Genomic DNA, 22773 nt, shown 5'->3' on the forward strand with positions numbered 1-22773 from the left:
ACGATCTGTCGGGTGGATCCAGCTGCCGGGCCGGTGACTGTGCCTCCCGCGGCTCGGAGTTCGATGGGCAGGGGGACGGGGGAATGCCGGTGGAGCGGTTCGGCCCGTATGTCGTCCTGGAGGAGCTGGCCAGCGGAGGCATGGGACGCGTCCTTCTCGCACGTTCCCCCGGGGGCCGCGTCGTCGCGGTGAAGACCCTGCTGGCCGACTCGGCCGACGACCGGCGGAGGTTCGCCCGCGAGGCGCGGATCGCTCAGCGGGTGCGCGGCGTCTACACGGCGAGCGTGATCGAGGCTGCCGCCGAGGCCGCGGTGCCGTGGATGGCGACGGAGTACATTCCCGCCCCGTCGCTGCGTGACCTGGTCGAGGACTGCGGAGTACTCGGAGCAGGCGCGCTGCACTGGATAGCCGCCGGCATGGCGGAGGCCCTCCTCAGCATCCATGCGGCCGGATTGGTGCACCGGGACATCAAGCCGTCCAACGTGCTGCTGCCGATGGAGGGTCCGCGCGTCATCGACTTCGGCATCTCACAGGCCCACGACGTCACCCGCACGCAGGTGGCGCTGGGCACGGTGGCGTACGCCTCGCCCGAACAGGCACGGGGTGAGCCGACCACCGCGGCGTCCGACGTGTTCTCCCTGGGGGCGACGCTGTTCCACCTCGCCGTGGGCCGTGCGCCCTACCGTGACGGCGGAGCCGGATCGGCGCTGGAGCAGCTCGTGCGCACCGCTGCGGGTGAACTCGACGTCACGGGACTGGCCGGTGACCTGCAGGCGCTCATCCTCCCCTGCCTGCGATTCGACGCCGCCGCCCGGCCCACACCCGAGCAGATCGTGGCACGCGCCCAGGAGCGGCTGGAAGAACGGCCCGGTGCCAGAAACGGCGAGGACTGGCTGCCGGGGAACTGGGCCGAAGCCATCGAGCGCCACCGAACGCAGCGTTCGCACGCGGTACGGGAGGCACGACGCCGGGTGGGGCCGAACGCTGACGGCCGGCCGCCGCGGCCGACCGCGCGCCTGACCACGGCGCAGGGCACCACCGCGGCGGCCCGGCGCCCGAGACACCTGCTGCCGGCGGTCGGCGGGGCGGCCGCCGCACTCGCCCTCGGCGCTCTGCTCGTTCTGCGTCCCTGGGCCGGGGAGGCCGGAGCCGCGGGGGAACCGGACGGTCCCGTCGGCATCCTGCCGGTACTGAGCGAGTCGCCCGGCGTGTGCCCCTCGGACTTCCCCGAGGGACGGTCCTTCACGTCGGACGACCGCCAGACCTGCGTGGTCACGGCCGCCGAACAGGGGCTCACGGTACGGCGGTTCAAGAACGTCAGGGCCTTCTACCAGTCGGAGAACGGCCTGGACGGGTGGACCGTGGAAGTCACCCTGACCGACGGCGACCGGACCGCCTTCTCCCGCCTCACCGGGAAGGTGGCGGGACAGCCCCGGCCGCACGACGAACTGGCCCTCGTCATCCGGGACTCGAACCGCCTGCTGGCCAGCCCCGCCATTCTGGAGAAGATAACCGGCCCCAGGATCGCGGTCGCCCTGAATCTCAAGAAGAACGAGGCCCGCTTCATCGCCCAGGCCCTGGGAGCCCCGTCCTGAAGCGTGCAGGACACTCAGCGGGTGGCCGCCGACCGCCGGCCCATGACGGCGGGGCGACGGCGGTCACCCGCACCTGGACGTGCCGGCACCAAAGGAGGTGCCGTCCGGGTCGGTGGCCGTGTGCAGGTCTCCGGCCGGGTGGGGGCCACGCATGTGCGCCGCTTCTTCGAGTGGGCCGGTGGCCGCTCGCCACAGCTGCCGTTCGGTGGACCGGGCCGGCCGGCGGCGCCGGGCAAAAACCGATCGGCGGCAACCTTTGTGCCTGCGGCGGCCACTGAAGAGCGCAACACTTCCTTCGCTCTTCGGAATGGACGGACATGCAGGAAACACGGTTGGCTGCGCGGCACCGCAAGCGGAGGCGCGGGCTGATGAAGGGCATCACTGCGGCGTTGGCCGTGGTGGGCGTGCTGGTCTGGGTGGTGGTGGCCGTGCGGTCGGGCGGCAAGGCCGATGCCGGGCGGGACACGGCGGTGTCCGCCGCCGTCTCCCGGGGCAGCCTCCCACCGGGACCGCCGACGCCCGAGCCGTCCGGCGCCTCGCCGAGCAGCACGCCCTCCACGACCGTCCCGAAGGCTTCCAGAACCCGCTCGAAGGCGCGGTCGTCGGCGACCCCCTCGAAGGCGCGGACGTCGGCGGCCCCCCAAAGGGCTCCCGCCGCGTCAGTGCCGGCCGGACGGATCCGGCCCGAGGTCACCTACCGAGGGGTCGCCACGGTCTACCGGGCCGGGACCGGGGACGGCGCCTGCTCGTACGGGCCGAGCGCCGACATGATGATCGCGGCCATGAACACCGCCGACTACGAGACGTCCAAGGCCTGCGGGGCACACGTGCTCGTCCGCGCGGCGAACGGGGCCTCCGTCACGGTCCGGATCACCAACGAATGCCCCCTGCCCTGCGCACCCGGCCAACTCGACCTCAGCGAACAGGCCTTCGCCAAACTGGCCGCCCCCTCCACCGGCCGGATCGCGATCACCTGGAGCCTCCTGAGCCCCGGCAGTGCCGGCCCGATCTCCATCCGCTACAAGACCGGCTCCAGCCCCTACTGGTGCGGCATCCAGGCGATCGGCCACCGCAACCCGCTCGCCCGGCTGGAGGTCCGCACCGGCAACGGCTGGCGCCGGCTCGCCCGCACCGACTACAACTACTTCCTCTCCCCCGACGGCAGCGGGTGCGGCAGCGCGATCCGGATCACCGACATCTACGGAGAACGACTGACCGTCGACGGGATCGCCCTGCGGCCGGAAGCCGTGCAGCCGACGCGCGTGCAGTTCGCGAGGCACTGAGTCAGGTGTCGGCTCCGGCGTTCGCGCGGCGCCCTTCGGGCTGGGGACCGTGCCAGTCCAGGCACAGGACGGTGGCGTCGTCCTTCACATAACCGTCGCAGGCGTCGGAGACCGCGGCGACCAGAGTGCGTACGACCTCCCGCGGGTGTTCGGCCGCGGTCTTGCGCATGAGACCGGGCAGGTCGACGGTCCGCGCCTGGCGTTCTTGCATGCCGTCGGTGTAGAGCACGAGGCGGTCACCGGGGCGCAGGTCGAGATCCTGCACCTGGTAGGGGCCCTGCCCCACGACGCCGAAGGGCAGGTTCACCGTCAGGCGCAGTTCCTCGACCGCGCCGTCGCGCAGCCGCAGCGGCCCGGGATGCCCGGCGTTGACGAGCTGCGCGCTGGTCCCGTCCAGGGCGATGCGCAGCAACTGGCCGGTGGCGAAGGTGCGTCTGCCGTGGTCGAGGAGGGCCTGATGGATCTGGCGGGCCTGCTCGGCAAGGTCGGTCCCGGCGCGGCGGGCGCCGCGGGAGGCGTTGACCAGGAGGGTCGCCATGAGGGAGGCGTCGACGTCGTGCCCCATGGCGTCGGTGACGGACAGGTGCACGGCGTCCTGGTCGAGGCTGTAGTCGTAGGTGTCGCCTGCGATGTCGGAGGCCGGGACCAGGGCGCCGGCGAGAGCGAACTCTGCGGCCTCGCAGGAAGGCGCCGAGGGCAGCAGCTGGCGCTGGATCTCCGCGGCCAGGCGGACCGTGGTGGTGCGGTTGCCCCAGTGGTAGAGGTCGGTGAAGCGGCGGTCGGTGACGATGATGTACGCCAGCGCGTGCGCGGCCTCTTCCACCTGCCGCAGCACATCCGGTGTGACGTGGGTGAGGAAGAGTTCGAGGACACCGACGACGTCGCCGCGGTTGGTGACCGGGGCGAGCACCCGCCAGCCCTCCTCGTCCTGCTCGCCCTGCGGTGCCTTCATCAGTTTCTGGGTGCGCAGGACGTCGTCGTAGACGCTGCTGCCGGCCAGGGGGACCTGTTCGGCATGGCGCTCCTGCCGGGTCTGTCCCATGTCGTGGACCCGCAGCAGGCGTCGGCCGACGACGTCGACGAACAGGAATGACACGTAGCGTGCGCCGAGCCGTTCGCGCAGGTGACGCGCCACTGCGTCGAGGGAACGTACCGGCGCGGCGTTCTCCGCCTCCGCCAGTACCTCGGCCAGTGCCATCCGATCGCGCTCCACAGTCGCCTCCCTTGGGTCACACACTCTCCTTCCCCCTGACGCACGGGGCACGACTGCGGACGTGGTCCACCGGCCGCTCCCTCGGCAGGGGGAGACCGCATGCCGTGGCAGAGGGAGCTGGCCCCGAGGCTCGTCAGGCCGGGCTGTGAGCGGTGGTGCCGCCGGGGGTGTCGGACAGGGCGATACGGGCCGTGATGCGCTTGCCGGCCGGCTCCCGCTCGACGTGGAGGCTCATGGCGACCGCCTTGACGATCTCCAGTCCGTGCTGGCCGATCCGGCCGGGATCCGGGGCGCGGGCGGCGGGAACCGTGGGGTCGCCGTCCCGCACCACGACGTCCACGGCGGCCGCGGTGAGGCGCAGCTCCAGCAGGACGGGACCGGGGGCGTACTTGCGGGCGTTGGTGACCAGCTCGCTGACCACCAGCTGGGTCAGGTCCACCGCGCGCGCCGACACGGTCAGGTGGTGCTCCGTGCGGGCCTGTTCGAGGAAGGCGGCGGCGTGGTGGCGGGCGTCGGCGATACAGCCGTCGTCCTCGCCCAGGGCATAGCCGGCGTCCATCAGGTAGGTGCCGGGCGTCATACGGCCGTCCCCATAGGCGTGACTCCCGCAGCCGTCGTCCTCATTTGCCGCTCATGTGCGCACCGGTACCCGCCATGCCGATGCATACACCACACAGGCCACTCCGGCATTCTCCACAGGTCCGCCCGGGGCATCCTGCGGGCGTGTTGGGGCAGAATCATCCGCGCACGCCCGACCCCCCGGGCAGGCCCGGAACGCAGCGCACGCCCGACCGCGGGCAGGCCCGGAACGCAGTCGAGGAGCCAGTGACCAACACCCCGAAAGAAGAACGGCCGGACCGGCTGTCCGTCACGCACCGCGAGGTCGACGGCATCCAGGTCGTGGCTCTGCACGGCGAAGTGGACCACGACGTGCAGGACGTCCTCAGCCTGGCCCTGCTCGCCGGTGACGAGCGGGTGCCGCTTCGGACCGTGGTGGACCTCAGCGGCGTGACCTTCATGGACTCCAGCGGCATCAACGTCATCGTCGCCGCGCACCGGCGGGCGACCGGCGCCCGGGGATGGCTGCGCATCGCCGGCGCCCACGGGTTCGTGCTGCGGGTCCTGCAGATCGTCGGCCTCGACGACGTCATCCCCTGCCACCCCACCGTCGAGCAGGCGCTGGCCGCCTGACCCGCGGCCCGCCCGCTCCCGCCGGCGGCAGGCCGGCTGCCCGAACTCCGCCCGGGGGCCTGCTGATCGGGGGCGCAGCGCTCGAGCCCGGCCGACCGCTCCCCGGTAGTCTCACCATCCGCCCACACTGTGCTGTGCCTCTGTCTCTGCGGTGAAGACTGGGACGGAGCTGAGGGGAGGCGCTCGTCCGGGGTACCCATGCGGACCCGGCACGTGACGTACATGACGCAAGGCGGACCTGATGGACCAGACCTTATACAACGGACCGCCCGCACCTTCCCCGGTGGAACCGGCACCGCCCGCCTGCGCAGCCTACGACGGGGCCACGTCGTGCATCGGTGCCGCGCGCCGTTTCGCGACCGCCTACCTCCACCGCATCCACACCGAGCAGCAGACTCCGCTCACGCGGCGAGCGGTCGGGACGGTGCAGCTGGTGGTCAGCGAGCTGGTCACCAATGCCTGCCGGTACGCCCCCGGCCCGCTGCGCCTGGATCTGCGCCACCTCCGGCACAGCCTGGAGATCACCGTCTGGGACACCGCCCCCACCCTGCCCACGGCTCACGCGCCGGACCCCAGCCGCACAGGACGACACGGGCTGGAGATCGTCCTGGCCGTCTGCGCGCACTACGACGTGCGGCCGACGTCCGGGGGCAAACGCACCACCGCCGTCCTGGCCCTCACCGAGCCCCCGGCCGGGCGCTGAGCGCCTGATTCGCGCCCTGTCCGCGGTCAGTGGCGGTCCGACCGCCCGGACTGCGCGTCCGGCCGGCAGGCGCGCCGCCGCACGGCTGTCTCCAGGCCCTGCTCCATCCGTCCCGGGAGGGGTTCGCCCAGCGCCCAGTGGATCACCGCCTCGGCGATCGTGTGCAGCTTGGTGTTGGTGCGCTGGGAGATTTCGCGCAGGATCTCGAACCCGGCCGCCGGCCGGAACCGGTACACGGCGGTCAGGACGCCGATGGCCTGGTCGACCACCGCGTGCGAGGCGACGGCGTGCCGCAGTTGGGCGTTCTCCGCCTCCAGGCGGGCGATCGCCGTGTCACGCGTGCCGTCGGCCTGAAGCTGCCGTTCGCGGGAGGTGGTCATGACGGGTCTCCAGACAAGGGCGAGGTCTCCCGTACGCCTGCCCGCCCGGCGGGACGCCAAGACTCCCTCTGTGCGGCACGGAGATCACATGCGGGCGCAGGGGGAAGCCGTGTGACCGCGGTGCCCGCCGCCGGCTGCGGGTGAGGGATCCGTGCGCGGGGAACTGCCGGCCGGGCGCGCTCAGGTCCCGCCCCGGGATGGATGGATCAGCCATTCGGCCCAAAAACGCCGATGCCAGGCGGTGGTGACGATTCAACAGGAGTAATTTCCCGGGAGTTGGTTACGCACTGCCCGTCCGACGCCAGTGGGGCAGGTGCTCCACCGGCCCACCCCCACTGCACCGGTCGTGCCGATTGAAGGATCTGATGGCGACCCTTACCGAACCCGTTGCGCCCGTCCCGGCGGCCGAGCGCCGCAGCCGCGGCCGGGTGATCGTCTCCTGGCTGACCACGACCGATCACAAGAAGATCGGTCACCTCTACCTGATCACCTCGTTCGCGTTCTTCCTGATCGGCGGCGCGCTGGCGATGCTGATCAGGGCCGAACTGGCCCGGCCGGGACTGCAGATCCTGTCCTCGGAGCAGTACAACCAGTCCTTCACCATGCACGGCACGATCATGCTGCTGCTGTTCGCCACCCCGACCTTCGCCGGGTTCGCCAACGCGATCATGCCCTTGCAGATCGGCTCCCCCGATGTCGCCTTCCCGCGGCTGAACATGCTCTCCTACTGGTTCTTCGCCTTCGGCGGGCTGATCGTCATGTCCAGCTTCCTCACCCCCCAGGGTGCCGCCGACTACGGCTGGACCGCGTACACCCCGCTCAGCGGCGGAGAGCGCAGCCCCTACGTCGGCGGTGACCTGTGGGTCATGGGGCTGGCGCTGGCCGGCTTCGGCACGATCCTGGGCGCGGTCAACTTCATCACCACGATCATCTGCATGCGCGCGCCCGGGATGACCATGTTCCGCATGCCGATCTTCACCTGGAACGTGCTGCTGACCTCGGTGCTCGTCCTGTTCGCCTTCCCCGTTCTGGCGGCGGCCCTGTTCGCGCTGGAGGCGGACCGCAAGTTCGGCGCCCACGTCTTCGACCCCGAGAACGGCGGGGCCATCCTGTGGCAGCACCTGTTCTGGTTCTTCGGCCACCCCGAGGTGTACATCCTCGCGCTGCCCTTCTTCGGCGTGATCACCGAGATCATCCCCGTCTTCGCCCGCAAGCCGATCTTCGGCTACATGGGTCTGGTCGGCGCCACGATCGCCATCTCCGGGCTGTCGGTCACCGTCTGGGCCCACCACATGTTCGCCACCGGAGCGGTCCTGCTGCCGTTCTTCGCCTTCATGACCTACCTCATCGCCGTCCCCACCGGCGTGAAGTTCTTCAACTGGATCGGCACCATGTGGAAGGGCTCACTGTCCTTCGAGCCACCCATGCTGTGGGCCGCCGGGTTCCTCGTCACGTTCCTCTTCGGCGGCCTGACCGGCGTCATCCTCGGCTCGCCGCCGCTGGACTGGCATGTGACGGACTCCTACTTCGTGGTCGCCCACTTCCACTACGTCCTCTTCGGCACGATCGTCTTCGCGATGTTCGGCGGGTTCAGCTTCTGGTGGCCGAAGATGACCGGCACCATGCTCGACCACCGTCTGGAGAAGATCCACTTCTGGACCCTGTTCGTCGGTTTCCACACCACGTTCCTGGTGCAGCACTGGCTGGGTGCCGAGGGCATGCCGCGCCGGTACGCCGACTATCTGGCGGCCGACGGCTTCACCGCTCTGAACACGATCTCCTCCATCGGCGCGTTCCTGCTGGGCCTGTCCACCCTGCCCTTCCTGTACAACGTGTGGAAGACCGCCCAGTCCGGCAAGCGCATCGACGTGGACGATCCCTGGGGTTTCGGACGTTCCCTGGAGTGGGCGACCTCCTGCCCGCCGCCGCGTCACAACTTCGTCACCCTGCCCCGGATCCGCTCCGAGTCCCCGGCCTTCGACCTGAACCACCCCGAGCTCGCCGAGATCGAACACCATGCGAACGCCGGCAAGCGCGACGCCGTCGAGCCGGACGGGCACAAGGGTGAACCGGGGTGAGACACGGCATGCGCAAGGTGCCCAAGGACGACCGAAGCGATCTGGCGAACACGATCGAGGGCTACCTCCTGGTCCGCAGCCACCAGGACCAGGCACGCCGCGAGGCCGAGGACCTCTGCGCGCGCATGCCGTGGCTGACCGGCGCCCAGGCCGAAGACGTCACACGCCACTACCTCCACCAGCGCGTCGACCTCACCCGCCGGCTTCTCCAGGACACCGTCGAGCGGGCCGGCCAACTACGGCAGGAGTACGAGGAGCGCTACGCGGCCCTGCGCCGCAGCCTCCTCAGACGCCATGCCGTATGCGCTGCCGCCGTCGTGGCCTGCACCAGCGGGATCGGCGTCCTGGCACCGCTGTTCACCCGCTGACACACCGCCGGAACGACGCGCCCGGGGGTCCGGTGCGCGCCGCGCCGGACGTGGTCACGCGGCTGCCAGGACGATGGCGGTGTAGTGCGCGGCGAAGGCGGCGATGGTCAGGGCGTGGAAGACCTCGTGGAAGCCGAACCAGGCCGGTGAGGGGTCGGGGCGCTTGAGTCCGTAGACGACGGCGCCCGCGGTGTAGAGCAGGCCGCCGGTGATGACGAGGACGACGACCGCGGTGCCGCCGGTGCGCGCGAAGTCGGGCAGGTTGAAGACGGCCACCCAGCCCAGGGCGATGTAGCAAGGGGTGTACAGCCACCGGGGAGCGCCGATCCACAGGATGCGGAAGGCGATGCCCGCCAGGGCGCCCGCCCACACCACGGTCAGCAGCACCAGTTGCCGGCCCGCGGGCAGCAGCAGTACTGCCAGCGGGGTGTAGGTGCCGGCGATGATCAGGAAGATGTTCGCGTGGTCCATCCGCCGCAGGACCGCTTCCCCGCGCGGACCCCATGTTCCGCGGTGGTAGACCGCACTGGTGCCGAACAGCAGGCAGGCCGACACCGCGTACACCGAGCAGGCCGCCACTGCCGCGGCCGAACGTGAGACGGCGATCAGGACGATGCCGCCGACCAGCGCGAGGGGGAACACCCCGGCGTGCAGCCAGCCGCGCATCCTCGGCTTCAGCGCGGCCGCCGCGCGCTCCACCCCGCCTTCCGGACCGACGGCCGGCTGCCCGGAGGCAGGCCGGCTGGCTGTGCCGGAAGGCGCATCGACCGCCGGGGTGCGCAGGGTGTCGGGCGTGGTACCGGGGCGGGCGGGGGACTCCCGTCCGTGTGCCGGCGGCTGAGTGTCTTCGGCGATCATGCGCTCTTATTCTGAAATGTTGGCGGACGAGAGCGGCCGGGCGCGTTGCCGCGGGCCGCGGGTCAGAGGACGGCCGTGTGCCGGGATGCGGTGCGGCGGTGTTCGGCGTTGAGTCGCTGGGCTTCCTCGAGCTGGTCCTCGAGGATGACGATGCGGCAGGCGGCCTCGATGGGAGTCCCCTGGTCGACGAGTTCCCGGGCGCGGGCGGCGACACGCAGTTGGTAGCGGGAGTAGCGGCGGTGGCCGCCTTCGGAGCGGAGCGGGGTGATGAGGCGGGCTTCGCCGATGGCGCGCAGGAAGTTGGGGGTGGTGCCGAGTATCTCGGCGGCCCGGCCCATGGTGTAGGCGGGGTAGTCGTCGTCGTCAAGACGGCTGAATGAATCGTCTGCTGTCATCTCGCCTCTCTGGGGCGCACGTTGAGGGGCCTTGGTGCCGTACTGGCACCAAGGCCCCGAAGGAACTGCTACACCATCTGCCGGCCTCAGTGCTGCGCCGGCCTACTGAGTCCGCGGCCGCCCTGTACGGGACGGGGATGCGGGGATCGCGAATGCGTGACCGGAGACCACCTCACTGTCGATGTCCTGCGGTACCCGGGCCCACGTCTTGCGCCCGGGCGATCCGATGGTGCTCAACTCCTCCGTTCTTCCCTCTGAATCAATCACTTGCCAAAACCGGTACTGCGCACTGCTGGTACTGCTGGTATTGCGAACCACTGGCACTGCGTACTGCTTGTCCTGCGAACTGCTGGTGGCCTGGAAGAAGCGCCACTCTCCGGCAGCCAGCCCCGTCGCCCGTCCTGCGTCTGCTCTGGCTTGGAACCCCACTGCCGGACCTCCCGGTACGCGCGCCCGCAGCCGACGCCTTTACCGAGGTGCTGCATCAACTTCACTGCTGGATACCGCGAACTGCACTTGCGGGTACTGCCACCGCATCAAGTGCGGTCCTGCTCGTGGCGGCCCCTGATCACTGCGGGCCACCCGGTCCAGCCGTCAGTCCCGTCACCGTCCAGCGAAAACCCTGGCTCCGGAACTCCACCGCCGCACCGAACTGCGTACTGCTTCCCGGCAGTTCATCCCTGCCGGGCTTCCTCGATCTCGACTACGAGAGAAACCATACCCATGCCGCCATCCAATGTCTACTCCGGCCAGCACAGATTTTCGTTGGTCACGGAGGCCGCGGATTCAGGGCCGGGTGAGCCGGCTCGGCGCGGCGTCCGCGAGGGTCACCGGTACGAAGTCCGCGCTGCGCAGGGGTGCGGAGTAGCCGAGGTGGGCGAGGCTGGCCTGCTCCTGGCGCATGTGCATGAACGATTCCAGGATGTAGCCGACGAGCAGGACCAGAACCGCGATGATCATGATCGATGCGGCGAGCACGGCGGTGGGCAGGCGCGGCACGGTGCCGGTGCGGGTGAACTCCAGGACGACGGGCAGGCCCAGGGCGAGCGCGACGACGGTGAGCAGGCCGGCGATGACGGCGTGGAACTGGGAGGGGCGCTGTCTGCGGGCCAGCCCCAGGATGAGCCTGAGGATGCGCCAGCCGTCGCGGTAGGTGCGGAGCTTGCTGACGCTGCCCGCGGGCCGGTCCTTGAAGCCCACTTCCATCTCGGCGGTGGGGAGCCGCAGGCTGAGCGCGTGGACCGTCATCTCGGTCTCGGTCTCGAACTCGCGGGACAGGGCGGGGAAGGACTTGACGTAGCGGCGGGAGAAGACGCGGTAGCCGCTGAGCATGTCGCTGACGTCGTTGCCGAAGAGGGTGCGGACGGCGCCGGTGAGCATCTTGTTGCCGACGGCGTGACCCGTGCGGTACGCGGTCTCCACGCTCTCGCGGCGGGCGCCGACGACCTGGTCGTAGGGGCCCTCGAAGAGGAGGTCGACCATTTCGCGGGCCCGGGAGGCGTCGTAGGTGTCGTCGCCGTCGATGATGAGCAGCGCGTCGGCGTCGACGTCGGCGAAGGCGCGGCGGATGACGTTGCCCTTGCCCTTGCGGGGTTCGTGCCGCACGACCGCGCCGGCCGCGCGGGCCTCGGCGACGGTGTTGTCGGTGGAGGCGTTGTCGTAGACGTAGACGGTGGCCTCGGGGAGGGCGGCGCGCAGGTCGCGCACGACCTTCCCGACTGCGGCCTCCTCGTTGTAACAGGGAACGACGCACGCGACGGTGGGGTTCATGGTCTTTCCTCGGCCTCTGTGCCGCCCTGGTGCCGGTCGATGCGCTCCTCCACGAACGGCAGTCTGATTTGGTGGCTTTTGCGGCATACGTTACCTTCGGCGTCATGCTGCGGCCGACGGCTTGGATGCGACGTTCACCCGCGTGGATGCGGTCCGTCCGGCGCGAGGTCGCGGCCTTCGGCGCCGTGGGCGCGCTCGCGTTCGTGGTGGAGACGGCGAGTTTCAACCTTCTCGCCTTCGGCCCACCGGGTGAGGGGCCGCTGCACGACGTCCCGGCCGGCGCCTCGGCCCTCGCCACCGTGCTGGCCATGCTGGTCGGTTGGTTCGGAAACCGTCACTGGACCTACCGCGACCGCAAGGGGCCGGTCGATCCGCGTGAGGTGGCCTGGTTCGTCGGGGTGAACCTGGTGGGCCTCGTGATCACCGCCGCCCCCGTGTACGTGACTCACCAGTTGTTCGGCTCTTCCTCGGCCCTGAGCGACAACGCGGTCCGCCTGACGGGATGGGCCGCGGCGACTTTCGTCCGCTTCACCGTCTACCGGGAACTCGTCTTCACTTCCCATCGAGAGGATCCCCCCGACGTGACCGCACCGATTCGCCGTGGCGCGGGAGTGTGGCGGGACGACCGGCTCTGGCCGGGGTTCCTGGCCCTGACGGCCGCGGTGTGCGGTTACCTCGTCTCCACCGTCTTCCATCCCGGCTTCCTCACCGCCGACAGCGTCGAACAGCTTCTCCAGGCGGAGGGCACGCGGCCGGTGACCGACTGGCATCCGCCGGTCATGGCACTGCTCTGGCGCGTCCTCATCCACACCACCGGCGCGCTCTCGGCGATGGCGGCCCTCCAGACGGCCGTGCTGTGGGGAACCGTGTGGGTGCTGGCCGTCGCCCTGTGGAAGCGGACAGGAAGCCGCCCCCTGTCGCTGCTGATGCCCGGGTTCGGGCTCGCACCGCACATCGCCAACTTCACCGGAGTGGTGTGGAAGGACGTCCACCTGGCCTACGCCCTGCTGGCCGTGTGCGCGATCGCCCTCTTCGCGCGTGAGCTGCCGCCGGGACACGACCGGGCACGCTGGGCCCTGCTCGTGCTGGGTCTGCTCTTCACCGCCTACGCGATCCTGGTCCGGAAGAACGCGCTGCCCGCCGCCCTGCCCGTCCTGCCGATGCTCGTGCTCGCCCTCTGGCCGGCACCCGGCAGGCGCCGGTGGCTCATCACCGCCGCTTCCCTGCTGGCCTTCACCGCGGCCGGCAGCGTGGCGGTCTCCTCGCTCACCCATCCGATGGCCGTCCGCCAGTACGCGCAGATCCCGCTGGACGACCTGACCCACGTCCTGACCCCACGAGAGGTACGGTCGGCCGCCGGGCAGGCGGGTGCCACCCCCTCGTTCCGCGACGACCTCACGGAGACCGCGCGGACCTGCCGGACGAAGGGGATCCTGTGGGACGCGTACTTCACGTGCTACCCGCACCGCCCCGGCCACAGGGACACCATCGGCCCGCACTTCACCGCCGACGAGGCGGACGTGCTGGTGAGGATGTGGGTGCAGCAGATGCCCCACCGGGCCTCCGGTTACGCGGAGTACCGCACCCGGACCTTCGCCCGGCTGCTGTTCGAGGGCAATCTGCGCTACGCCGGCGGCACGTTCGGCGGCACCCCGAAGAACGTCAGGGTGGATCCGGCCCTCGACGCCCTCATGAGGTCCTACGTGACGGGCCTGGCCCGCGACGTTCCCTGGCTCTTCCAGGCATGGTTCTGGCTCGCCGTCGCGCTGGTCCTGACGTCGCGCCGGAGGTGGCCGGGACCCTGGTCCAGGGAACTGCGCCTCCTCGGACTGAGTTCCGTGCTCTACATCGCCTGCTACCTGCCGACCGCCCCGCAGGCCAACTACCGCTACGTGTACTGGCCCGCGTCGGCCGGCACGCTCGCCCTGATCCTGATCGCCGCGGCAGCGCTCACCCGCCGCCGCGCCCTGCGCGCCGCGGAACAGGCCCCGGACGGGGCCGCCGCGGACGCGTCGCCCACCCCGTCCGACTCCCCCAGCACGGCGGGGGTGGGCAACTGAGAGCCCGCAGCGACCGCACACGTCTCGGAGCCAAGGACAGCCGGGGGCCATTTCGAGGCCGTGCGGGCGAGGCGTGACGTGTGTTGATCCCGATGGGACCTCACGGGCAGGTCGCGGTCCGTGCCTCTGAGCGCGGGGTCGAACGTGGCGGGTGGGGGCCGCCACTGGCGAGGATGCTCGTTATGACTGCTGACCAGGATGTCGTTCCGCTCCGTTCGACGCACTCGATGCCGGTGGTTCTCGGTGCCGGGGCGGCCATCGGCGTTCTGGGCGGGATGATCGGTCTGGGCGGTGCGGAGTTCCGCCTGCCGCTACTGATCGGCCTGTTCGGGTTCACCGGCCTGTCCGCGGTCATCCTGAACAAGGCGATGAGCCTGGTCGTGGTCCTGGTCGCGCTGCCCGCCCGCCTGGCGACCGTGTCCGCCTCCGAGACGGCTGCGCACTGGACGGTTGCCGCCAACCTGCTCTGCGGCAGCCTCCTGGGCGCATGGGCCGGGGCGACGTGGGCGGTTCGGATGCGCAGTTCCACCCTCTACAAGGTGCTGGCCGCCCTGATGGTCCTCATGGCCGCAGCCCTGCTGGCTACCCACCTCACCACCGTGGGGACACTCGCGCTGCCGCCGGGCGTGCGGGTGCCGATCGGAGTGGTGGCCGGCCTCGGCATCGGAGTGGTCGCGGCGATCATGGGCGTGGCCGGGGGCGAGCTGCTGATTCCGACGATCGTGCTGCTGTTCGGCCTGGACATCAAGACCGCGGGCAGTCTCTCGCTGCTGGTGTCGCTGCCTACGATGCTGGTGGCCTTCGCCCGCTACAGCCGTGACGGCAGCTTCGCCGTGCTGGGTGCCAACCGCCGCTTCACCCTGGTCATGATCACGGGCTCGGTCACCGGAGCCGCCCTGGGCGGGCTCCTGCTCGGGGTCTTCCCGGAGCTGGTGCTCATCCCCGTGCTGTCCGTGATCCTGCTCGTGTCCGCGGTCAAACTCGCCCGGCACGACTGACGACGGGTGCAGCACGGGGCCGCATTCGGTTTCAACGGTCCGGTCGCGTCAACCGGGTTGGGGTGACCTTGCGCAGGCGTCGGCGACCAGGTCATACACAGGCAGCAGCACGTCGGCGCCGGTCAGGGCCAGCAGTTCCCGCACCCGTGGCGGAGCCCCGGCCAGCACCAGACACCCTCCGTTCGCAGCTGTCTGTCTGTGCAGACGCAGCAGTTCCCGTTCGTCATGTCGAGGCGTATGCCCAGTTGTGCCGGATTCACGACACGACAGGGAACCAGCCACAAAACGGGGGTGGCGTGGTCCACGGGTTCACCACGGCCGTGAGGCGCCCCGTTGCGGGGTGACGGTGTCAGTGGGTGGTGAGCATGCCCTGTCGGAGCTGGGCCAGGGTGCGTGACAGCAGCCGGGAGACGTGCATCTGGGAGACGCCGAGCAGTTCGCCGATCTGGGCCTGGGTCAGTTCCTCCACGAACCTCCAGTGCAGGATCCTGCGCGCGCGCTCGTCGAGGGCGGCGATCATCGGAGCGAGTGCGTGGAAGTCCTCCACCAGTTCCAGCGCGCCGTCCTCGTTGCCGATGAAGGCGGACAGGGCCGTCTCGCCGTCCTCGCTGCCGCCGATGGCGGCGTCCAGAGAGGAGGAGCGGTAGCCGTTGGAGGCCAGGCGTGCCTCGATGACCTCCTGCTCCTCCAGGTTCATCAGCTGGGCCAGCTCCGCCACGGTCGGGGTGCGGCCCAGGCGGCTGCTCAACTCCTCGGTGGCGCGTGCCAGTTGGACGCGGGCCTCCTGCAGGCGGCGCGGAACGTGCACGGCCCAGGTGGTGTCCCGGAAGAACCTCTTGATCTCTCCCATGATGTAGGGGATCGAGAAGGAGGTGAACTCCACCTCGCGGGAGAGTTCGAACCGGTCGATGGCCTTGATGAGACCGATCACGCCGACCTGGACGATGTCCTCCATCTCCTCCGGGTCCCGGCTGCGGAAACGGGAGGCCGCGTAGCGGACCAGGGAGATGTTCATCTCGATCAGCGTGTTGCGCGCGTACTGGTACTGCGGCGTGCCCTCTTCCAGGCGTTCCAGCTGCTGGAAGAACAGGCGGGTGAGTTCACGCGCGTCCTTCGGAGCGACCTTCGACGGGTCGGCCACCTCAGGCAGTCCGGCGAACTTCGCATCCGCCGTCGCCGCTGCCGTATCCGTGATCATGTGTCCCTCCCCTTGCCGGCCATACCGGCACCGCGCCCCATCTCCACTCGCTGTTGCCGCGCCTACCCCTTTCCCTCACCTTCATGCCTACTCCTTCCGCGACACGGACGGCCCCGCGCCCGCGGGGTGCCGAAGCGGACCTGAACGGCTGCGGCAGTGGATCCAACCGGGCCGCAGCATCCGATCGAACGTGCCGGTACGCCCTGCGAAGCTCGTCGTCCGATCGGGTGCGCCGGCCGTGTTCGGTAGTGTTCCGGGGTGCTGGCTGTTCGGTCGGTGCCTTCCTGGGGGGACGAGCGAGACGAGGGACATGCCGGAACAAACGAGCCCGCCTGCGATAGCACCGAGTGAGCTTTTGACCGCGCCGGTCGAGGTGGCGCGGATGGCGGCGGTGCGCCGTTACGACATCCTCGACACTCCGCCGGACGGCGCCTACGACCGGGTTGCGGCGCTGGCCGCGCGGCTGTTCGAGGTGCCGGTGGCGACGGTGACGATCGTGGATGAGGACCGGATCTGGTTCAAGGCCGCGCACGGGCTGGAAGGTGTCAGCGAGATCGGCCGGGATCCGGGCCTGTGCGCCTCTGCGGTGCTGCGTGATGACACCACCGTCATCCCCAACACTTTGCTGGACCCGGCCGCCTGCTCCAACCCGCTGGTCACCGGCCCGATGGGAGTGCGGTTCTACGCCGCCGCTCCGATCATCACCGCGGACGGGCACCGCCTGGGCACGGTCAACGTCCTTGACACCCGCCCTCGTGAGATCAGCGAGGCCGATGCCTCCACCCTCGAAGACCTGGCCGCGGTAGTGCGTGACCAGCTGGAACTTCGTTTGTCGGCGTTGCAGGCGGTACGCGCCGAGCAGGAGCGCCGTCGGGTGGAGGAAGAGGCCCGGCAGCGTGCGGAGCGGGACAGGGTGGCCATCGCCGCGTTCGCCTCCACCCTGCAGCGCACCCTGGTGCCTCCCGCGCTGCCCGCGGTACCGGGACTTGAGCTGGCCTGCCACTACAAGACCGCCTCCCCGCAGGAGGTGGGCGGCGACTTCTACGACGTCTTCCCCATCGGCGGAGGCAGGTGGGCGTTCTTCCTGGGCGATGTGTGCGGCAAGGGCGCCGAAGCCGCCTCGGTCACCTCACTGACCCGCTACACGCTGCGGGCCGCAGCCCTCGTCGACGCGGACCCCACGGCCGCGCTCAAAGCCCTGAACACCGCGCTGCTGCTCGACCCGGCGGTCGGCACCCGCTTCTGCACCGCCGTCTTCGGCCTGCTCGACCCCGCCCGGGACGGCGGTTTCACGGTCACTCTGGCCACCGGCGGTCACCCGCCCGCCTACCACCTCAGCCCTGCCGAGGGCGGCGGTGTACGGGTCGAGGCGGCCCGCGCCAAGGGCGGCATGCTGGTCGGCGCGTTCGCCGAGGCTGCCTTCGCCTCACGCACCCTGCACCTGGCACCCGGCGAGGGACTGCTGCTGTACACCGACGGGCTGACCGAGGCCCGCACCGCCGATGGCCACATGCTCGCCGATACCGGCCTCACCGACTTCCTTGCCCGACGACCGGCGCCGATCAGCGCAGGCACCCTGATCGACGACACCGTCGCGCTTTTGGACACACTCCCCGACACCGAACGCGACGACGTGGCACTGCTGGCCCTGTCCGTTCCCACCGCGGACGCTGCTCCCGCCGGCATCACCACCACCGTTCACAGCGCCGCCGCCCCGACCGCACCCGCCGACACCTCCGTCGGTCAGGAGATCCCGCGCCCATGACCGACGCATTCCACATCGACGTCCCGCACACTGACGGCACCCTGGCCGTGATCGCGCTGTCCGGTGAATTCGACATCGCCGCCGCACCCGCCGTGCGGGCCCGCGCCCTGGAACTCATTGCGGCCGGACACCCCGACCTGGTCACCGACCTGTCGGGGGTCACGTTCTGCGACTCCTCAGGGCTGGGAGCCCTCGTCGGCATCTGGCGCTGCGCCAAGGACGCCGACGGCTCTCTGACCCTGGCGGCCATCCCCGACCGGCTGAGCCGCCTGCTCAGCGTCACCGGAATGGACACCTTCCTGACCCCCTACCCCAGCACCGAGGCCGCGCTCGCCGCCCGCCAGGGCAATCGCACCACCGCCTGAAACATCCCGACCTGGCTCGTCCGTGACGCCCGGGGGCGGTCTCTTCGGCCCGCCCTGGTGGTGGCTGGTGCCGTCGCTCGAATGGCGGATCCGGGTCATCCGGTGGGCTTGACGGTGTGTCCGGTGACAGTGATGCCGAGCCCGATGATGAGCGGCGTCCATGAGACGGAGGCGAGGCTGGAGACCATGAACAGCATGCCGGTTCCCCGCGGTCCGGGGCTGCGTACTGTTCTGGCGAGCAGTCGTCCAGGCACCCGGTTGCAGATCAGGGCGTAGCCACCGAGCCCGGCACCGGCCACTCCAGGACCGCCATGGCGAGGAGCCAGAGCGTCAAGAGTTCACCGAAGGCCATCGTCCCCCAGTCCGGCTGCTGCAAAGCCACTCGCCGGGTCACGCGACGAGGGCGGCGGGTGCGGTCGCGGTACTTGTGAGGGCCGCGTGTCTCTCCAGTGGGCCGTTTCTCTCCAGTGGGCCGGACAAGGGCCCTATTCCTGGATGGCTTCCCCGGAGAAGTTCCTCAGGCGCTCCAACTGGTCCCAGTGACGGGCGGTGCGCTCTCTCCCGACCGCCGTCAGCGTGACGTTCGTCTTCGGCTTCCTGTGCACGAAGGTCTTCTCGATCTCGACCAGGCCGCTCTCCTCGAGCTTCGACAGGTGACTGGAGAGATTCCCCTTGGTGAGCCGTGTCGCGCGCTGGAGGAAGACGAAATCGGCGGCTTTCACCGAGGACAGCACCGTCAGGATCGCCAGCCGGCCCGGTTCGTGGATCAGGCGGTCGAGGACCAGCTCCTCGTTCCCGGCCCCCGGCACGACGGGCCCGGAGGCTTCGGACTCCGCGGGTTCGGACCCCGGCATCTCAGGCTTGGGCATTGCTGTTCCCGGCGGTCAGCCCCTCGCAGGGTCCGAAGGTGCGGTTGAGGGCGCGATGGTCGAAGATCCCCGTCACGATGGTGGCCGCCCCCGCCAGGACCAGGCCCAGATTGACCTTGCTGTCCGCTCCCGCACCACCCCAGACGGGTACGAGGCCGGCTGCCAGGAGCGCGCCGCAGATGATCGTGTTGTGTGCCCTCAGCCCTACGCCGACGGCGTAGTAGATCACCGTGATCAGGGCGAACGAGGCCGCGGTGAGGCTGAGCGGCAGATCGAGGGACCAGTCCGCCTGCACCCCTCCGGCGACCACCACCGCGCTGACGGCGGTGGCGACGGCACCCTTGGTCTGGGCGCTTGCGGACAGGGTGACCCGCCCGTAGTTCTCGTTGTAGTAGCGGGTGATGAACAGATACGCCGCCGCTGCCACCAGCAGGCAGCCCATGAAGACCCAGGTGTGGCGAAGCGGGCCCCAGGCCAGGTTGCCGAGCCCCGCGAAGATGATCATGGCGCCTACCGGGATCGAGAGAAGGCCTCTCAGGTAGTAGTAGACCGCCGCCGCCGACTCCAGACTCCTGCGTTCCATTGTCGCCCCTCCCAAACTGGTTTGTGACGCAAACCTTACGCCCGGGGCGGCTTCCTGTCGACTGGTCTGCGCGGCAAACCTCGGTGGATCCCGGCACCTTCGGGACCGGAGCCGCCATTCGTATGAGCACACCCGCCGTGCGCCGGTGAGCCCTCCTAGCGGTACAGCAGGGCGAAAAGGTACTCCCAGCGGCTCACCACTTCGTCCGGGGAGAATCGTTGAATGCTCCTTCGCGCCTGGTCCCCCATGCGGTTACGCAGGTCCCGGTCGCAGATCATCCTGTCCAGATGCTGCGCGAACACACGGGTGTTGCCTGCCGGTGCGATGAGCCCGTCCTCGCCGTCCGTGATGATCTCCCGCACTCCGGGACTCACGTCGAAGGCCACGCACGGCACGGCTGTCGCCATTGCTTCCATGAGCGCCAGGGGAAACCCCTCCCCCCGGGACGGAAGCGCGAAGACCGAGCTTTCGCGCAGCGCCCCGAGCACGTCGCCGGTGCGGCCCTTCCATTCCACCGAGGCGGTGATTCCCAGCTGCGCCGCCTGCTTCTTCAGGGCTTCTTCCTCCGGGCCCGCGCCGTAGATCGACAGCGTCCAGGAGGGGTGGCCCGAGGCGATCTCGACCCAGGAATCGAGAAGCAGGTCCACCCCTTTCTCCTCATGGAGCCGGCCGATGCTGACCACGCGCTGTTCACTCCGCCCGGAAGGGACTTCGGGAAAGAACGGAAGGGGGTTCGGCATGCAGCCCGCATTGTTCATGCCCTGGCGAATCCACAGGTCGGCGTCCTCACGGGTGAGCGCCAGCATCCGGTCCACGTCCTTGTAGAACCGCTTGACCCGGTGGAAGCGGGAGGACTTGCGGCACGTCTCGAAGGACTCGTGACTCATGCCGATGACCGGCAGCCCGCACGTATCGGAGAGCGCCACCCATTCCATGGCCCAGACCTGCGTGACGACGACCACGGCCCCGGGCCGCGCCTTACGGAACAGCGAGGTGAGCTTGGCGGACTGCTCGCGCATGCCCGCCTCCCGCACCGCCCGGCGGCGCCGCTCGCGCACATCGAGCGTGGCTGCCGGTCCGCGCCGGGCCGGAGCGGCGGCCGGGTGGACGTCGTACAGCGTGACAGTGTCGTACGGCAGGCTTTCACCCAGATCAGCGCGTTGGTCCTCGGGAGCGGGAACGACGCCGATCACATGAACGGCGTGTCCCCGCTGAGAGAACAGGCGGGCCATCTGATGCACCCAGCTGGTGACGCCCCCGGTCTCGTCCACGTTGTTGGAGACGAAGAAGATTTCGCGGAGAGACGTCGGGGCATGCGTTTCGGTCATTCTTCATCCTGTCGTCACGGAAAGAGGTCCGCGGAAGAGCGTCACAGCGGGCGGATTCTTCACGGAAAGAGGATGTTCATGGTGACCTCGGATGGGTGTCCCCGCCCGTACCGCCGCCGTACGCGGCGGGTCGCGGTGTCGTGAGGACGCCGTGCGCCCAAGGGGGGGACGGAAAGAAGAAAAGGCAAGAAGAATGTCTCTCCTTGCCACTCTCAACTTATAGCGCACCGGGGGGCTTGCGGCAAGGCCCGGGTCGTACCGCAGAATCGGCGGCCGTAAGCCATGACCTGCGGAAATAGGAGTTGGGACATGCGTGTGCTGTTGTCGACGTGGGGATCGCGCGGGGATGTCGAACCGCTGGCGGGGCTGGCGGTGGCCTTGCGGGAACTCGGTGCGCAGGCGCGGGTGTGCGCGCCGCCGGACGAGGAGTTCGCGGCGCTGCTGGCGCGTGCAGGTGTGCCGATGGTGCCGCTGGGCCCGTCGGTGCGCTCGGTGGTCGCCGGACCGAGGCCACCGACGGCCGAGGACGCGTTCCGGCTCGCCCCCGAGCTGGTCGCGGCCCGGTTCGAGACGCTCACCGCGGCGGCCGAGGGATGTGACGCGCTGCTGGCAACCGGCCTGATGCCCGCCGGCGCGCGGGACGTGGCCGAGAAGCTGGGCATCCCCTACGTGTTCGCGTGCTTCCACACTCTGGGCCTGCCGTCGCGGCACTTCCCACCGGGGAGGCGGCCGGGCACGCCGTCCCCGCAGGACGAGACCGACTACCGGGTGCTGTGGGAGCAGGACGCCCAGCGGGTGAACGCGCTGTACGGCGAGGCGCTCAACAGGCATCGGGCGGCGATCGGCCTGCCGCCGGTGGACAACGTCCGCGACCACGTCTTCGCCGGCCGGCCGTGGCTGGCGGCGGACGCGACGCTGTGTCCGTCGCAGGGCATGACGGACCTGGACCTCGTACAGACCGGGGCGTGGATCCTGCCCGACGACCGGCCGCTGCCGGCGGAGCTGGAGGCGTTCCTGGACGCGGGGGAACCGCCGGTGTACGTGGGCTTCGGCAGCATGGCCGCGCACGCCCCGCAGGGCATCGCCCGGGTGGCCACGGACGCGGGCCGCGCGCAGGGCCGCCGGGTACTCCTCGCCCGCGGGTGGGCGGGCCTGGCCCCGGTCGACGATGCCGACGACTGCTTCGTCGTCGGCGAGGTCAACCAGCAGGCGCTGTTCCGCCGGGTGGCGGCCGTGGTGCACCACGGCGGCGCGGGCACCACGACGACGGCGGCCCGGGCCGGCGCGCCCCAGGTGGTGGTCCCCCGGATCGCGGACCAGCCGTACTGGGCGAGGCGGGTGGCCGAGCTGGGCATCGGTGCGGCGCACGAGGGCCTGACGCCGACCTTCGACTCCCTGTCGGCGGAGCTCACCACGGCCCTGCTGCCCGGGACCCGGGCGCGGGCGCGGGACGTGGCCGGCACGATCCGCACCGACGGGGCGTCGGTGGCCGCGAAGCTGCTGCTCGACGCAGCCGGCCGGGAAGGGCCGTCCGTGTCCGTGTGAAGCGCACGGACACGTCGGCGCCCCGGCATGCGCTCTGCTGCGCCCCTCGTCTGACGGGGCGTCGGCCGGGACCGCCCGAACACACCGGCCCGTGTGAAGGATGTGCGGCTGATCGGCAAATTTGCGTGGTGGTGCGGAGAGCCTGCGGTCGATCCTGAGGTCTGCGCGGCGACTTCGCGGGCATACGGCGGTGGATCGGGAGGGTACACCCCCCGGCCGAGAAGAACG

22 protein-coding genes are annotated in these 22773 nt (G+C 70.3%); 11 read left to right on the plus strand and 11 right to left on the minus strand.

Going from position 1 to position 22773, the window contains the following annotated elements:
* The first annotated feature begins 83 nt into the window (after window positions 1-83).
* Together AC0ZLC_RS25180 and AC0ZLC_RS25185 are read left to right on the plus strand one after the other, a co-directional pair.
* On the plus strand, window positions 84-1595 hold the full coding sequence (locus AC0ZLC_RS25180) for a serine/threonine-protein kinase (protein WP_476754236.1): 1512 nt from the start codon (window positions 84-86) through the stop codon (window positions 1593-1595).
* A gap of 368 nt (window positions 1596-1963) precedes the next feature.
* Entirely contained in the window at window positions 1964-2878 is a 915-nt protein-coding gene (locus tag AC0ZLC_RS25185; RefSeq protein WP_476754237.1) for an expansin EXLX1 family cellulose-binding protein, read from the plus strand.
* A gap of 1 nt (window position 2879) precedes the next feature.
* Here AC0ZLC_RS25185 and AC0ZLC_RS25190 read toward each other — a convergent pair whose 3' ends face one another.
* Both AC0ZLC_RS25190 and AC0ZLC_RS25195 read right to left on the minus strand, forming a co-directional pair.
* A complete protein-coding gene (locus tag AC0ZLC_RS25190) occupies window positions 2880-4091 on the minus strand; it encodes a PP2C family protein-serine/threonine phosphatase (RefSeq protein ID WP_476754238.1) in 1212 nt (403 codons plus the stop codon).
* 133 nt (window positions 4092-4224) lie between these two features.
* Window positions 4225-4671, minus strand: coding sequence for an ATP-binding protein (locus AC0ZLC_RS25195; RefSeq protein WP_476754239.1), 447 nt, complete (start codon window positions 4669-4671; stop codon window positions 4225-4227).
* Window positions 4672-4916: 245 nt separating this feature from the next.
* Here AC0ZLC_RS25195 and AC0ZLC_RS25200 point away from each other — a divergent pair, with 245 nt between their 5' ends.
* On the plus strand, window positions 4917-5282 hold the full coding sequence (locus AC0ZLC_RS25200; RefSeq protein ID WP_476754240.1) for an STAS domain-containing protein: 366 nt from the start codon (window positions 4917-4919) through the stop codon (window positions 5280-5282).
* A 241-nt stretch (window positions 5283-5523) separates the two neighbouring features.
* On the plus strand, window positions 5524-5985 hold the full coding sequence (locus AC0ZLC_RS25205) for an ATP-binding protein (protein ID WP_476754241.1): 462 nt from the start codon (window positions 5524-5526) through the stop codon (window positions 5983-5985).
* A gap of 26 nt (window positions 5986-6011) precedes the next feature.
* Here AC0ZLC_RS25205 and AC0ZLC_RS25210 read toward each other — a convergent pair whose 3' ends face one another.
* Entirely contained in the window at window positions 6012-6365 is a 354-nt protein-coding gene (locus AC0ZLC_RS25210) for an ANTAR domain-containing protein (RefSeq protein ID WP_476754242.1), read from the minus strand.
* 365 nt (window positions 6366-6730) lie between these two features.
* Between AC0ZLC_RS25210 and ctaD the strand changes: the two genes are divergently transcribed.
* Together ctaD and AC0ZLC_RS25220 are read left to right on the plus strand one after the other, a co-directional pair.
* A complete protein-coding gene (gene ctaD, locus AC0ZLC_RS25215) occupies window positions 6731-8443 on the plus strand; it encodes an aa3-type cytochrome oxidase subunit I (RefSeq protein ID WP_476754243.1) in 1713 nt (570 codons plus the stop codon).
* A gap of 8 nt (window positions 8444-8451) precedes the next feature.
* On the plus strand, window positions 8452-8811 hold the full coding sequence (locus AC0ZLC_RS25220) for a hypothetical protein (RefSeq protein WP_476754244.1): 360 nt from the start codon (window positions 8452-8454) through the stop codon (window positions 8809-8811).
* A gap of 54 nt (window positions 8812-8865) precedes the next feature.
* Here AC0ZLC_RS25220 and trhA read toward each other — a convergent pair whose 3' ends face one another.
* The 3 genes from trhA to AC0ZLC_RS25235 all read right to left on the minus strand — a co-directional run bounded on the left by trhA (window position 8866) and on the right by AC0ZLC_RS25235 (window position 11834).
* The gene (gene trhA / locus AC0ZLC_RS25225) at window positions 8866-9669 is read right to left on the minus strand and encodes a PAQR family membrane homeostasis protein TrhA (protein ID WP_476754245.1); all 804 of its coding nucleotides are present in this window, start codon (window positions 9667-9669) and stop codon (window positions 8866-8868) included.
* Between the two features lie 62 nt (window positions 9670-9731).
* Window positions 9732-10064: a MerR family transcriptional regulator gene (locus AC0ZLC_RS25230; RefSeq protein WP_476754246.1), complete on the minus strand. Its 333-nt coding sequence runs from the start codon at window positions 10062-10064 to the stop codon at window positions 9732-9734.
* Between the two features lie 786 nt (window positions 10065-10850).
* On the minus strand, window positions 10851-11834 hold the full coding sequence (locus tag AC0ZLC_RS25235) for a glycosyltransferase family 2 protein (protein WP_476754247.1): 984 nt from the start codon (window positions 11832-11834) through the stop codon (window positions 10851-10853).
* Window positions 11835-11938: 104 nt separating this feature from the next.
* On the opposite strand from AC0ZLC_RS25235, the gene AC0ZLC_RS25240 reads away from it, so the two are divergent.
* Both AC0ZLC_RS25240 and AC0ZLC_RS25245 read left to right on the plus strand, forming a co-directional pair.
* Complete coding sequence (locus AC0ZLC_RS25240; RefSeq protein WP_476754248.1) at window positions 11939-13894, plus strand: GtrA family protein; 1956 nt, start codon at window positions 11939-11941, stop codon at window positions 13892-13894.
* Window positions 13895-14076: 182 nt separating this feature from the next.
* The gene (locus tag AC0ZLC_RS25245) at window positions 14077-14892 is read left to right on the plus strand and encodes a sulfite exporter TauE/SafE family protein (RefSeq protein WP_476754249.1); all 816 of its coding nucleotides are present in this window, start codon (window positions 14077-14079) and stop codon (window positions 14890-14892) included.
* Between the two features lie 349 nt (window positions 14893-15241).
* Here AC0ZLC_RS25245 and AC0ZLC_RS25250 read toward each other — a convergent pair whose 3' ends face one another.
* Window positions 15242-16090, minus strand: a complete 849-nt coding sequence (locus AC0ZLC_RS25250; RefSeq protein ID WP_476754250.1) for an RNA polymerase sigma factor SigF — start codon at window positions 16088-16090, stop codon at window positions 15242-15244.
* A gap of 355 nt (window positions 16091-16445) precedes the next feature.
* On the opposite strand from AC0ZLC_RS25250, the gene AC0ZLC_RS25255 reads away from it, so the two are divergent.
* A complete protein-coding gene (locus AC0ZLC_RS25255) occupies window positions 16446-17855 on the plus strand; it encodes a PP2C family protein-serine/threonine phosphatase (RefSeq protein WP_476754251.1) in 1410 nt (469 codons plus the stop codon).
* On the plus strand, window positions 17852-18220 hold the full coding sequence (locus AC0ZLC_RS25260; RefSeq protein ID WP_476754252.1) for an STAS domain-containing protein: 369 nt from the start codon (window positions 17852-17854) through the stop codon (window positions 18218-18220). Before AC0ZLC_RS25255 ends, AC0ZLC_RS25260 begins: the two co-directional genes overlap by 4 nt.
* 265 nt (window positions 18221-18485) lie before the next feature.
* On the opposite strand, the gene AC0ZLC_RS25265 is transcribed toward AC0ZLC_RS25260, so the two are convergent.
* The 4 genes from AC0ZLC_RS25265 to AC0ZLC_RS25280 form a co-directional block, all read right to left on the minus strand.
* The gene (locus AC0ZLC_RS25265) at window positions 18486-18614 is read right to left on the minus strand and encodes a hypothetical protein (protein WP_476754253.1); all 129 of its coding nucleotides are present in this window, start codon (window positions 18612-18614) and stop codon (window positions 18486-18488) included.
* A gap of 91 nt (window positions 18615-18705) precedes the next feature.
* Complete coding sequence (locus tag AC0ZLC_RS25270; protein WP_476754254.1) at window positions 18706-19089, minus strand: winged helix-turn-helix domain-containing protein; 384 nt, start codon at window positions 19087-19089, stop codon at window positions 18706-18708.
* Window positions 19076-19672, minus strand: coding sequence for a hypothetical protein (locus AC0ZLC_RS25275; protein ID WP_476754255.1), 597 nt, complete (start codon window positions 19670-19672; stop codon window positions 19076-19078). The genes AC0ZLC_RS25270 and AC0ZLC_RS25275 overlap by 14 nt, the downstream gene beginning before the upstream one ends.
* A 155-nt stretch (window positions 19673-19827) precedes the next feature.
* Window positions 19828-21000 (minus strand): glycosyltransferase, encoded by a 1173-nt coding sequence (locus AC0ZLC_RS25280; RefSeq protein ID WP_476754256.1) that lies wholly within the window; start codon window positions 20998-21000, stop codon window positions 19828-19830.
* Between the two features lie 309 nt (window positions 21001-21309).
* Between AC0ZLC_RS25280 and AC0ZLC_RS25285 the strand changes: the two genes are divergently transcribed.
* On the plus strand, window positions 21310-22545 hold the full coding sequence (locus AC0ZLC_RS25285) for a glycosyltransferase (RefSeq protein ID WP_476754257.1): 1236 nt from the start codon (window positions 21310-21312) through the stop codon (window positions 22543-22545).
* Window positions 22546-22773 lie beyond the last annotated feature (228 nt).

Source organism: Streptomyces sp. GLSS-08 (genome assembly GCF_056387915.1).